We start from the raw sequence: 13301 nt of genomic DNA, 5'->3' as shown, positions 1-13301 counted from the left end.
TTGTTCTGCCTTTTAATATTTATACTTCTCTAGCAACTCTAACGTACGCAGAACTTCGGCTACATTCATAGCAAAAGAGATTGCACCACGACCACTGAATGGAGGATTGCCATCGAATAGTTCTGGTAATGTACTTAGACAATGATAGAACATTTCATCTTCATAACCAACTAACTGTCGCTCAACAAAGCTTAATCTAGTTTGCTTATAGAGCTTTAAACAAGCCTCAAGATAGAAACCTTCTAGCCATGGCCAAGCTGTTCCCTGATGATATGCCTGATCACGTTGCGCTTGTGGTCCAGTATACATTGGATTATAACCACCACTCTTTGGAGAAAGCGAACGGAGTCCCTTTGGAGTTAACAATTCACGTGTACAAATATCTAATACACCTCGCTTTTGTTTCTGATCAAGTGGAGAATAATCAAGAGCTACGGCGAAAACCATATTAGGGCGAACGCTCCAATCTATCATCTTACCATCTACAAAATCGTAAAGATAACCATACTCATTTAAGAAGGTATCAATGAAGGAGGCTTTACACTTATCTGCTAATGTGTCCAGTTTCTCCGCATATTCTTCATTACCTGATTCCCGCTCTATTGTTGCTACAAAGCGTAACGCATTATACCAAAGGGCATTGAACTCAACAATATATCCAGAACGAGGAACAACAGGCTGACCATTATTCATAGAGTTCATCCATGTAATAGCCTCTCCCTTAGCGTCTGCATAGAGTAAGCCGTTCTCATCAAGAACAAGATTAGGATGTTTGTCTGTGGCAAGATAGTCTATAATGTCATGCAAGAAAGTTCCATAAAGTTCTTTACAACGGACTTTACCAGCCTTCTTTGCATATTGTTGTATTGCCCAAACACACCAAAGAGGGACATCCGGTTTATCCATCTCATAGATGTCTACACTAACAGGTTTGTCATTCATAAACTCGCGTAAACCTTTCTCTGCAGTCTGCATAACAAGTTCAAAGTAGTCCTGTTCTTCTATGCTCAATGTTAATCCTGGCAATGAAATAAATTGATCACGAGCACGGCATTTAAACCATGGATAACCAGCAAGGATATAGCGTTCATCATTCTTTGTACGATTATGAAATTGATGAGCTGCATTAACAAGACAATGGAAGAAATTGTCTCTCGGACTTCTTGTCTCAACTTCTTTATCAAATAAATCTTGTAAAGTTGACGTGTCACACTCTGCCGTTGACGCCGCAAAAACGATACTTTCCCCTTTACTAATGTTCATCTCAAAGTAGCCTGGAACATATAAATCTTCATTAGAATCATAGCCTCGTTCCTGCTCTTTTGGGTATTCTAAGCCACGATACCAATAAGGTTCAAAATGAAACTCATTACTCTTTGAAAATTGCATAAATAGCAAGGGGTAACCAGCATACATACAAGTGCTAATACCATTATCTACTTGTTCATAAGAGCGATTTACAGCCGAATTCTCGTGAGTAAACTGTCGAACACTACGAAAAGCTAGAAATGGGCGGAATTGTAAAGTAGTTTGAGAATGAGCTTCTAATAATGTATAACGAATTAAGATGCGATCCTCATAGTGTTGGAAAACTACTTCTTTCTTTAACAATACACCACCAACACGATAAATCGTGGTCGGAACAATATCACAATCAAACTCTCGAATATACTTGTGTCCTTGCGGACTAAAATTCCCTCCTTGATACTTATGCAATCCTAAATTGAAAGCAGCACCATGCTGAATAACCGTTGGATCAAGCGAACTCAGCAGTACATGATTCTCATCATCCAGTTCAGGGACAGGGACAACAAGTAATCCATGGTACTTGCGCGTGTTACAATCAACGATTGTGGAACAAGAATAGGCACCAGAGCGATTGGTTCGTAATAACTCTCTAGGAAGCGAGTCCTGAAGATTTGCCATGAGGGCTTTTTCAAATTTTAAGTAGCTCATGTCTGTTAAGGTTTACTATTTGGTTTTTATATCATTCGGGTAGAATCCTTTACTGATTTTACCATTTGGCACTCCAAAGATACAAATATTTTTCATAACAGCATTAAAAGTAAGATATTATTTTCAAGGTCAGATTTATCTTATGACTTGTTGTACGAAAAAGTTTTAAATATCTTTGCCTTAAAAGCTCTTATAAACAATAGGAAAAGCTTAGGAGCTTTTTAGGAAAAGCTTAAGAGCTTTTTAAAGAAAGCTTAGGAGCCTTTTGGAGAAAGCTTAAGAGCTTTTTAAAGAAAGCTTAGGAGCTTTTTGGAGAAAGCTTAGGAGCTTTTGAAGAAGTAATTAGGATCTACCTATAATTTGCATAAAAGGAAAAAGAATTTCCTTCTATAAAAAGCAAGAAAATAGATAGAACCTATATAATATATAAGGTGTATTAACTCGGTATGATAAAGTTAATAACTTCCTTCTCCACACTAATTCTAAATGTACCAACAGGCGTACCATTCAAGAGTCTTCCATCAACACTGACTGGTGTATGCGGAGCTATCTGTGCGCTCAATTCCTGTGTTCTATAAGGTAATACACTACGATGATTCAATATCTTGTCCCGTAATAAAAGATACATACCCTCCATTGCTTGTAACATCTTTGGCTGAGAAACGATTGAAACATCTAGCAAACCATTATAAGGAACAGCATTCGGCGTCTGTCCATAACCTTGAGCATTACCAACACAAACAGTCATCAGACGCTGTTTGATAGTATCTGTATTAATTTTCAATGACATCAAATAATCCATACGCTGAAACAAAAGTAAAAAGAATGAGAGGATAAACGAGATTGTGCGAGAAATAAAGAGGTGACGCATACGACGACGCATACTCATGATATTTGCTACCATACCTATGTTCACACAATTAAGGAAATATCTACGACAACGTTCTTTCTTTTTGTTTTCATAGTGAATGCATCCAATATCTACTCGTCTTACACGCTTCTGCTTGAGCCAAGCAATCGTCTGTTCCAAGTGTGACTCATCAAATCCCCAAAAATGTGCAAAATCATTCAGTACACCATTTGGAATAACTCCCAACGTTATACAATTACGCTCTTCAGGCTTTAAGAGCATGAGATAGTTGACTGCGTCATTCAGTGCCGAATCGCCACCATAAATGATAATGGTCTTGTAACCATTACTAATCAGCATGCGAACCAAACGATCCACACCTCGAGGATTCTCGCTCTGTACCATATCATATTGTATACCATGTTCTAGCAGACAACGTTCAGCCTGCTCCCAACGCTTTACAGGATTAGTAAACAATCGACCTTTTGGACAATAAATAATGCCCCATCTTCCTTCCTCTACCATAATTTCAATATTTCTTCTACTTTTTCTTCCATCTTCCGCGCAGCATTTACCCAATGAATCGTAAAGCCCCGACGCTCCATACCACGAAACCACGTCATCTGCCGCTTAGCAAACTGATGAATAGCAATCTCTAACTGTTGGAACATTTCATCATAAGACAATTTTCCTATAAGATATTCCGTCACAAATTTATATTCCAAGCCATAATAGATAAGATCTTCTGCTGGGATGCCACGCTTCAATAATCCATCTATCTCATCAACCATCCCCCCCTCAAGGCGTGTTTTCAAACGATGAGTAATCTTTTCTCTTCGCGCTTCTCGTTCAATATCCACTCCTATTATTAATGAATCAATCGGCGGACACTGGCGTTCTTCTGTCGGCTTTGTGAGGTTATAGGTTTCTATCTCTATCGCACGAATAGCACGCTGACAAGAATCAACATCGGTCTTATTGTGCATAACAGAATGATTCCTTCTCTTCAAATCTACCAATATGTTTGTAAGTTCTTCGAGATTCTTACCCTCTAATTCAGTACGTAAGGCTGGATTCTGAGGCACTGGCGAGAGGCTATAACCTTTCAATACGGCTTCTATATAAAGACCTGTACCACCACAGAGGATAGGCAATGTTCCTCTACTTCGTATATCCTCATAACAATCAAGGAAATCTTGTTGATAGCGGAAGAGATTATACTTCGTACCAGGCTCACAAATATCTATCAAATGATAAGGTATAACATGACCATCAACCACGTAATCAGCCAAATCCTTACCCGTACCAATATCCATGCCACGATACACCTGGCGACTATCAGCACTGATAATTTCAGCATTGAGGCGAGCTGCTAAATGCGTTGCAAGATCTGTCTTGCCCGAAGCCGTAGGACCTAATATTGTTATCATACGCCTTGCTGGACTATCTTTCGAAACCATTAATTCACTTGCTTGTTCATGATTCATGTCACAAAGATAACAAAAAAATCCCTGCCAGCAAGCTGACAGGGACTAATATTTTATCCGTCAATAACTCTCTACGCAAGAGAGAATTGCAGATGACCTTTCGGTTGGTATTACTTCAACTCTGCGAAGTACTTGATTGTACGAACCATCTGAGAAGTGTAAGAGTTCTCATTGTCGTACCAAGAAACAACCTGTACCTGATAAGTATCATCGTCGATCTTGCTTACCATAGTCTGAGTTGCATCGAACAAAGAACCGAAACGCATACCGATGATATCAGAAGATACGATCTGATCCTCGTTGTAACCGAAGCTCTCTGTTGCAGCAGCCTTCATTGCAGCGTTGATACCCTCAACAGTTACGTCCTTACCCTTAACAACAGCAACAAGGATAGTTGTTGAACCTGTTGGAGTTGGAACACGCTGTGCAGAACCAATCAACTTACCATTCAACTCTGGAATAACAAGACCGATAGCCTTAGCTGCACCAGTTGAGTTAGGAACGATGTTGCAAGCACCTGCACGTGAACGACGGAGGTCGCCCTTACGCTGTGGACCATCAAGAATCATCTGGTCGCCAGTGTAAGCGTGGATTGTTGACATGATACCTGACTGGATTGGAGCGTATGCATTCAAAGCAGCTGCCATTGGAGCCAAGCAGTTAGTTGTACAAGAAGCTGCAGAAATAACAGTATCAGCTGCAGTCAAAGTCTTGTGGTTTGTATTGAAAACGATTGTAGGAAGATCGTTACCTGCAGGAGCAGAGATAACTACCTTCTTAGCACCAGCCTTCAAGTGAGCAGAAGCCTTCTCCTTAGATGTGTAGAAACCTGTACACTCGAGTACAACGTCTACCTTATTAGCAGCCCATGGGCAGTTTGCAGCGTCCTTCTCAGCAGAAATCTTAATCTCCTTACCATCAACGATAATTGAGTCCTCAGTAGCCTCTACAGTGTGCTTACCCTCGCCGAACTTGCCAGCGAAACCACCCTGAGCGGTATCATACTTCAACAGATGAGCAAGCATCTTAGGACTTGTCAAGTCGTTGATTGCAACAACCTCATAACCTTCAGCCTCAAACATCTGACGGAATGCGAGACGACCAATACGGCCAAAGCCGTTAATAGCTACATTTACCATTTTTACTTTAATTTATTTATAAAAGTTTATAAAACTAGTTGTCTTTTTACCTCCTAATGAACATTATTCTATGTTACGATTGCAAAGATACAATATTTTTTTTATTTTTGCAGTCGCTTTGCGTTTAAATATTATAAAAAATGGTTCGTTTCAGTTGCATGATAGAATCAACGATAACACTATAATCCATGTTTGTAATATCTATGTAGCAAAGCACATAAAAAGAACATATAATCAATAAAAGAACAAATTAATAACATTTAGAATCATGGGTAAATTCATTCAAGAGTTTAAAGATTTTGCAGTTAAGGGTAACGCAGTTGACATGGCTGTCGGTGTAATCATTGGTGGCGCATTCGGCAAGATTGTTTCGTCTATCGTTGATGACATTATCATGCCACCTATTGGCTGGTTGATTGGTGGTGTAAAGTTCACAGATCTTAAGTACACTCTCCCAGCAGTTCAACTTCCAGGAATAGAGAAGATGGAAGCTGCGACTATTAACTATGGTAACTTTTTACAGACAACACTAGATTTCATCATCATTGCATTCTGTGTATTCCTTCTAGTAAAGGGTATCAACAAACTTTCAAAGAAGAAGGCGGAAGAACCTGCAGCACCAGCTCCTGATCCAGAACCAACAGCAGAAGAGAAGCTCCTTACAGAAATTCGAGACTTACTTAAGAAAAAGTAATAGTAATCATATAAATAAGAAGAGGGTGTGTCAAAATGTACACATCCTCTTTTTTATGCACAAAGCCCCGACTTTCTCAAGCCAGGGCTTTGCTATTTCCTAAAGTTTTTGTACCTTTAGGCATACAAAAAATCTCATTATGACAAAGGTACACTTTCGTTCTTACATACACAAGAAAATGATTCTTTTTCCTCAAAGGATCGATAAGGATATCGCAGAAGATGCCCCTGTTCGTCTTTTAGACGCCTTGGTGGATAATCTTATGTTGGATAATGTCTACAAACTTTATAAGCCCAGTGGTCGCAAGCCTTATCATCCACAAATGATGCTCAAGGTGATTCTTTACGCCTATATGAATAATATCTATTCCTGCCGTCGTATAGAGTCGCTTCTCAAGCGTGACATTCATTTCATCTATCTTGCAGGATATGAGCAGCCTGATTTTATTACCATCAATCGTTTTCGTAATCGTGTGAAAAAGGAAATCAACAATATATTCACACAAGTGGTATTAGTACTTGCAGCCAAAGGTTTGATAAGTCTTGACGTTGAATATATTGACGGCACAAAAATAGAATCGAAAGCCAACAAGTATACCTTCGTTTGGAAGAGAACCGTGGAAAAGAACCGCGCCAAGTTGCAGGAACAAATACGCACACTTTTACTTCAGGTTGATGATGTCATAGCGCAGGACAATGCCGCTAAAACAGAAGGTGTCGAGTTTACTGTAGCTCTGCTCGATGAGATATCCGAGGAATTGAACAAGTCTTTGGAATCAGCCCCTGAGCCTAAGACTAAAGAAGAGAAGCAGACTGTTAGATCCAAGAAAAAACAGCTTAAAGAACTTGAGAAGAAACGTAATAAACTCCAGGAGTATGACCAACACCTTGAGATTATGGGAGAGAGAAACTCCTACAGCAAGACCGACCCTGATGCCACGTTTATGCACATGAAGGAGGACGCTATGCGGAACGGACAGACTAAGCCTGGATATAATCTGCAGATAGCAACGGAGAACCAGTTTATCACAGACTTTGCACTCTATGCTAACCGTACAGACACACTCACACTTCCTTCTTTCTTGGAGTCCTTCAAATCACGCTATCATCGTTATACCAAGACAGTCGTAGCCGATTCAGGGTATGGTTCCGAGGAGAATTATCTGTTCATGGACGTACATAATATGGAAGCCTATGTGAAGTATAACTACTTCCATAAAGAGCAGCGCCCACGCTACACACCTAACCCATTCAGTCCCGCAAGCCTTTATTATAATAAGGAACAGGATTTCTACGTCTGCCCTATGGGACAGCATATGAAGCGTATAGGTATGAAGCGTTCCCTAACCTCTAATGGATTCGTTACTTACAGCGTACGTTATCAGGCAGAACGCTGTGAGGGATGTCCGCTGAGAGGTTCATGCTTCAAGGCAAGAGGAAACTGGATTATAGAAGTAAACCACCAACTACAGCACTATAAACAAAAGGCACGGGAACTACTGACCTCGGAAGAAGGCATCAAGCATCGAGGACGAAGGTGCATAGAACCTGAAGCTGTTTTTGGACAAACAAAATATAATAAAGCCTATAAGAGGTTTAGGCATTTGGGGAAAGACAAGGTCAATACGGACTTTGCCTTCTTTGCCATTGCCTTTAACATAGGGAAAATGTGTAGAAAAACCAATCTCAAGGAACTAAAAGACATTATGGAGGTACTTTTAGGCACCTTCAGATGCTCTATACAAGTTTATATAGGCTATTTAAAGCCCTATAAATCATTTTATATGAAATTAGCAGCATAGCTGCAATAAATAACGAATTATGTGGTAGACAAGGTAAAGGGAGAGTAAAAAAGAGGATGTATCAATTTTGACACACCCTCTTTTAATTTATAAAGATTTACTTTATCATTCCTATTCCTAAAAGGGAGACTCTCCTTCTTTCAGAGAGAGCCTTTGCTATCCTCGAGAATAGCCTTTGCTAAACTATAAACAATACTTCCTTCAAATTATGATTATAACTAAGTGGAAATCAGCTAAGATACTTTTCTATAATTCAAAAGAGCACTCCCCATTTAGCAAGAGTCTTTACTCCCACTCAATGGTCGAAGGTGGTTTTGATGAGATATCGTAACATACACGATTAACTCCCTTCACCTTGCGAATAATCTCATTAGAGACATCTGCCATAAAGTCGTATGGAAGATGTGCCCAGTCAGCTGTCATTGCATCCATAGAGGTAACAGCACGCAAAGCAACTGGATGCTCGTAGGTACGCTCATCACCCATCACTCCTACCGAACGAATTGTAGAAAGCAACACTGTTCCAGCCTGCCAAACATGATCATAAAGACTCGAACCATCTGGCAATGTATAATCGTGCATCTTCTCGATATAGATATCATCCGCATCTTGAAGAATACGGACTTTCTCACGAGTAATATCACCTAAAATACGAACAGCTAATCCAGGACCAGGGAACGGATGACGCTTAATAAGACGTTCTGGCATTCCCATCTCATGACCTACACGACGCACTTCATCTTTAAACAACCAACGAAGTGGTTCACAGAGCTGCAAGTGCATCTCTTTTGGTAATCCACCAACATTATGGTGACTCTTAATAACCATACCCGTTATGCTCAAGCTCTCAATGCGATCAGGGTAGATTGTTCCTTGTGCAAGCCATTTGGCATCAGTAATCTTCTTCGCCTCTGCATTGAACACCTCAACAAAGTCACGACCTATTATCTTGCGTTTCTCCTCTGGGTCACTTACTCCCTCAAGATCTTTAAAGAACTTTTCTGAAGCATCCACACCAATAACATTCAATCCAAGTCCCTTATAAGCATCCATCACCTTTTGGAACTCATTCTTACGCAACATACCATGATCAACGAAGATACAAGTAAGATTCTTGCCAATAGCTTTATTCAATAAGGTAGCACAAACGGAAGAATCTACACCACCAGAAAGTCCAAGAATAACACGATCATTACCAACTTGCTCTCGAATCTCTTGCACTGCGCTCTCTACGAATGAGGCTGCACTCCACTCCTGTTTACTACCGCAGATATCTACAACAAAGTTCTTCAGAAGCTGCTTACCTTGTAATGAGTGATAAACTTCAGGATGGAACTGAACAGCCCATACTGGTTGTGTCTTTGAAGCAAAGGCTGCATACTTAACATCACCTGTAGAAGCGATGATCTCATAATCTGAAGGAATAGCCGTAATGGTGTCACCATGGCTCATCCATACTTGAGAGCCCTTTTCAAAATCTGCGAAGAGGCGGTTATCAAGATTGATTGTCTCTAGATTCGCACGACCATACTCACGTGTTCCTGTCTGTTCCACCTTACCTCCATTAGAATAAGAGATGAATTGTGCACCATAGCAGATACCAAGCACAGGTACCTTTCCAATGAATTGGCTAAGATCAACCTTAAAGGCTTCTGCATCATGTACCGAATAAGGCGAACCAGAAAGGATTACACCTATCACGGACGGATCATCTTTTGGGAACTTGTTGTAAGGTAGGATTTCGCAGAAGGTATCCAACTCGCGTACACGTCGACCTATCAACTGTGTTGTCTGCGAACCGAAATCCAAAATGATTATCTTCTGTTGCATGTTAGTGATGATATGTTTTAAAAAGTATCATTGCTCCGCTTTGGGGCTTTGATAACCTAAATTTACAATAAAGTCTTCTGCTGCTTGCAGTGTATCGAGCTTACCTACATCAAGAAGTTGCAGATCGCTCTTCAATTCTCCATAGATATTCAACTTGTCACAATTACGAAGATAGAAGTCCATTATGGGGAACTTATCCTCATCAACAGCCTCAACCGCCTGTATAGCAGTGGGAGCTAAGACATGAATACCCGAGAAAGCATAGAGATAATGACCATTCTGATGATAAGAAGTAGTATCATCAGTTGGCTGTACAAAATGTAATTGTCGCACATCCTCATACGGCGATTTCACTTCTCCTGTAGCAACATTCGTCCAACCAACAAGGCGCATATCTGAATTAAAGACTAGATAACGCTGCGTGATACGACGGCTAACCAACAGAAGAGCATCCGTTTTACTATCTACGGCATGCTGATAGAAAGCTTTCAAATCAACATTACTCAGAATGTCTACATTATGAATGAGGACAGGCAAGCTATCATCAAAAAGCGAAGCAGCTCGCTTGATACCACCACCGGTATCAAGGAGCTGCTTTGTTTCGTCAGACACAAGAATATCCACCCCATAATCGTGCATATTCAGATAGTCAATAATCTGATTAGCGAAGTGATGGACATTAACAACCATACGCTTGCATCCTGCGCCTATCAATCGATTTATTACATGTTCAAGCAGCGGCGCACCCCCTACCCTTACTAACGCCTTTGGCATTGTGTCAGTAAGCGGTTTCAAACGAGTGCCGAGACCGGCTGCAAAAATCATTGATTGCATTAGCTTTTCTTTTATATTTGCAAAATTACGGCTTTTATTTCAGTTGACAAAGGAATCACAAGCCTAATCTTCTCCCGTTGCTCTTATTGCTTCTTGTCTATTCTATAATAATAAAGGTGAGAGGAGTTAGGCTGAAGCCTTCTTACTTTGCCGACAATACTTGCTCAATACCTTGTTCTCTATGCGTTATTCGCACCTCAATGCCATATTTCTTATTGAGATGTTCGGCAAGATGTTGCGCACTATAGACGGAACGATGCTGCCCACCCGTACAGCCAAAACTGAACATTAGATCCGTAAAACCACGTTGCATATAACGTTCTACATGATGATCAGCCAACTGATAAACGGGTTTCAAGAACTCAAGTATCTCACCATCATCCTCTAAGAAACGAATAACAGGTTCATCCAAACCAGTGATCTTCTTATAGGGTTCATACCGACCCGGATTATGCGTGCTCCGACAATCGAATACATAACCGCCCCCATTACCAGTTGTATCCTCGGGAATACCTTTCTTAAACGAGAAACTAAACACCCGAACTACCAATGGACCTTTCCCATCATATTTAGAGAATGTAGCAGGACCATCCAACGGATTCGCCTTATAGACATCCTTCTCTGCCGTTTTAAATCCATCGGTTCTATTAGCCGCTGGCTTCTCAATGTGCGCAAATTGCGGTAATTGTGTGAGTCGTTTCAGCATATCAAGCATATAAGGATAAGGGAAAACCTCTTCGCCTAAAGCCAATATGTCACGCAAATTCTGTATTGCTGGAGGAATAGAATCAATAAAATGCTTCTTACGCTCAAAGTAACCTCGGAATCCATAAGCCCCAAGCACTTGCAACGTTCGGAACAATACGAAGAGGGAAAGGCGATTGACAAAGTGACGTTTTGAGGGTACTTCAGTATAATTCTTCAAACTTTGATAGTATTCAAACACAAGTTCACGACGCAACTTGAAGGAATACTTCGCACTTGCTTGCCACAAGAATGAAGCTAAATCGTAATAAAATGGTCCCTTACGCCCTCCTTGGAAGTCTATAAAATAAGGATTACCAGCAGTATCTAACATGACATTCCGAGCCTGAAAGTCACGATAAAGGAACGAATCCATCTTTTCGGACGTTAGGTCTTTGGCAAACATTCGGAAATTCGCCTCAAGTTTCAACTCATGGAAATCAAGCTCCGTCGCTTTGAGAAAGCAGTATTTAAAGTAATTCAAATCGAAAAGAACGCTCTCTTGATCGAACTCTGGCTGTGGATAACACTGACTAAAATCTAGCCCGCGCGCACCACGAAGCTGTATATTAGGCAACTCACGGATAGTTCTTCTAAGCAATTCCTGCTCTGCAAGATTATATCGCCCACCTGCTTCACGCCCGCCTCGTATAGCATCGAAAAGAGAAACAGTGCCTAAATCCGACTGTAAATAACAGGTTTCGTCAGCCGTAACTGCCAACACATGAGGCACAGGCAACTGACGTTTCTCAAAATGTTTCGCCAGATAAACAAAAGCATGATTCTCATCACGACTCGTACCAATAACACCTATCACTGCCGAGCCCGCATCATCTGTCAATCGATAATACTCACGATTACTACCAGCACCAGCAAGTTTCTCCACATTGACTGCTTCTGCACCCTTCCACATCCTATACAATTCCAATAATTCCTTCATGCTTTGTCTTGATTGCTTATCCAATCATCCTATAAAGTTACGGCAACGAATCATATCTCATCAGCTAAAACTAATCTTCTAGCTTCTTTTTTATCTCTTCCGCCTGCCTCTCGCCCTTCTTTTTATTATCATATTGACGCAAAAGACCATCTATGAGCAAAAGAAGAACAAGGATGCCGCTTGTAATCCACAACGACCTCGTTATATAATATAAGCATCCAATAACGATGAAGAGTACTATAAATTCTTTCCAGTTGACTAATCTTTTCATGCCACAAAGTTAAGCAAAAGATTAGATATAGGACGTGAAAGTAGGAAGTTTTTAGTCTTTTTCAAATCCATTCCTAATATGTTAATACCAACACAAATACTTGTTGCAAATCAAATCAATCCATTCCTACATCTTATCAGAACTAAGAAACAAAACAGATACAGCCCACTCACATAGCTGAAAGAGAGGACTTTCTACACAAAAAAAACCTTACATTTAATTCTTTCTATCTATCCTTTTCTAGAACGTAACAGAGCTTTAAAACGAAACGAAATGAGCTTTTTCTAGAAACGTATATAGGTTTTTAGTAAAACCAACCTCCATTTTTAGCAAAACCGACCTCCGTTTTGACTGAATCGTACCTCCGTTTTGAGTAAAAAGTACTATCGTTTTGGGCAAAAAGTACTATCATTTTAGGTAAAAACTAGCCCATTTCCCTATATTTCGACGATTCCATTCAGTCAACAAAATGCTTCATTCCTTACAACCTACTAGTAATCAACCCATTACAAGTCTAACCATTTCCTTCTCTCTATTTCCCGTATTTCCGAGCAAACACCAATGCTTCTCAGAAAAACGCAAATATAAACCATCAAATTTGCTATATTTTATTACAAAATAAATCCTATTGATAAATTCAAAATGAAGAATGGTAAAGGCTTTTTATACTATAAGAAGGACACAAAAGTCAGCTATTTTCAAATAGAATCAAATAAAAAAAGGAAGATACTCTCAGAGCATCTTCCCTTTTTTGA

At 40.1% G+C, this 13301-nt stretch carries 10 protein-coding genes; 2 read left to right on the top strand and 8 right to left on the bottom strand.

Annotated features, from left to right (window positions below):
• Positions 1-12: 12 nt before the first annotated feature.
• The 4 genes from HMPREF9969_RS01240 to gap form a co-directional block, all read right to left on the bottom strand.
• A complete protein-coding gene (locus HMPREF9969_RS01240) occupies positions 13-1956 on the bottom strand; it encodes a glycogen debranching enzyme N-terminal domain-containing protein (RefSeq protein ID WP_009434101.1) in 1944 nt (647 codons plus the stop codon).
• 436 nt (positions 1957-2392) lie between these two features.
• Entirely contained in the window at positions 2393-3331 is a 939-nt protein-coding gene (locus HMPREF9969_RS01235) for a diacylglycerol/lipid kinase family protein (RefSeq protein ID WP_009434103.1), read from the bottom strand.
• Positions 3325-4293 carry a tRNA (adenosine(37)-N6)-dimethylallyltransferase MiaA gene (gene miaA, locus HMPREF9969_RS01230; protein ID WP_050899956.1) on the bottom strand — a complete coding sequence of 323 codons (969 nt, stop codon included), beginning with the start codon at positions 4291-4293 and terminating at the stop codon, positions 3325-3327. Before miaA ends, HMPREF9969_RS01235 begins: the two co-directional genes overlap by 7 nt.
• 110 nt (positions 4294-4403) lie before the next feature.
• Positions 4404-5432, bottom strand: coding sequence for a type I glyceraldehyde-3-phosphate dehydrogenase (gene gap, locus HMPREF9969_RS01225; protein WP_009434068.1), 1029 nt, complete (start codon positions 5430-5432; stop codon positions 4404-4406).
• A 268-nt stretch (positions 5433-5700) separates the two neighbouring features.
• On the opposite strand from gap, the gene mscL reads away from it, so the two are divergent.
• Both mscL and HMPREF9969_RS01215 read left to right on the top strand, forming a co-directional pair.
• The gene (mscL, locus tag HMPREF9969_RS01220; protein ID WP_009434147.1) at positions 5701-6126 is read left to right on the top strand and encodes a large-conductance mechanosensitive channel protein MscL; all 426 of its coding nucleotides are present in this window, start codon (positions 5701-5703) and stop codon (positions 6124-6126) included.
• A gap of 139 nt (positions 6127-6265) precedes the next feature.
• Positions 6266-7927 carry an IS1182 family transposase gene (locus HMPREF9969_RS01215; protein WP_009434036.1) on the top strand — a complete coding sequence of 554 codons (1662 nt, stop codon included), beginning with the start codon at positions 6266-6268 and terminating at the stop codon, positions 7925-7927.
• 285 nt (positions 7928-8212) lie between these two features.
• On the opposite strand, the gene guaA is transcribed toward HMPREF9969_RS01215, so the two are convergent.
• The 4 genes from guaA to HMPREF9969_RS01195 all read right to left on the bottom strand — a co-directional run bounded on the left by guaA (position 8213) and on the right by HMPREF9969_RS01195 (position 12546).
• Complete coding sequence (guaA, locus tag HMPREF9969_RS01210) at positions 8213-9757, bottom strand: glutamine-hydrolyzing GMP synthase (RefSeq protein WP_004383348.1); 1545 nt, start codon at positions 9755-9757, stop codon at positions 8213-8215.
• Positions 9758-9784: 27 nt separating this feature from the next.
• Positions 9785-10591, bottom strand: a complete 807-nt coding sequence (locus HMPREF9969_RS01205) for a nucleotidyltransferase family protein (RefSeq protein ID WP_009434186.1) — start codon at positions 10589-10591, stop codon at positions 9785-9787.
• Between the two features lie 142 nt (positions 10592-10733).
• Complete coding sequence (locus HMPREF9969_RS01200; protein ID WP_009434078.1) at positions 10734-12275, bottom strand: phosphotransferase; 1542 nt, start codon at positions 12273-12275, stop codon at positions 10734-10736.
• 70 nt (positions 12276-12345) lie between these two features.
• Positions 12346-12546 (bottom strand): hypothetical protein, encoded by a 201-nt coding sequence (locus HMPREF9969_RS01195; protein WP_009434160.1) that lies wholly within the window; start codon positions 12544-12546, stop codon positions 12346-12348.
• Positions 12547-13301: the final 755 nt, after the last annotated feature.

This window comes from Prevotella sp. oral taxon 306 str. F0472 (assembly GCF_000257925.1).
Taxonomy (GTDB): domain Bacteria; phylum Bacteroidota; class Bacteroidia; order Bacteroidales; family Bacteroidaceae; genus Prevotella; species Prevotella vespertina.
This window is presented reverse-complemented; position numbering and strand designations above follow the sequence as displayed.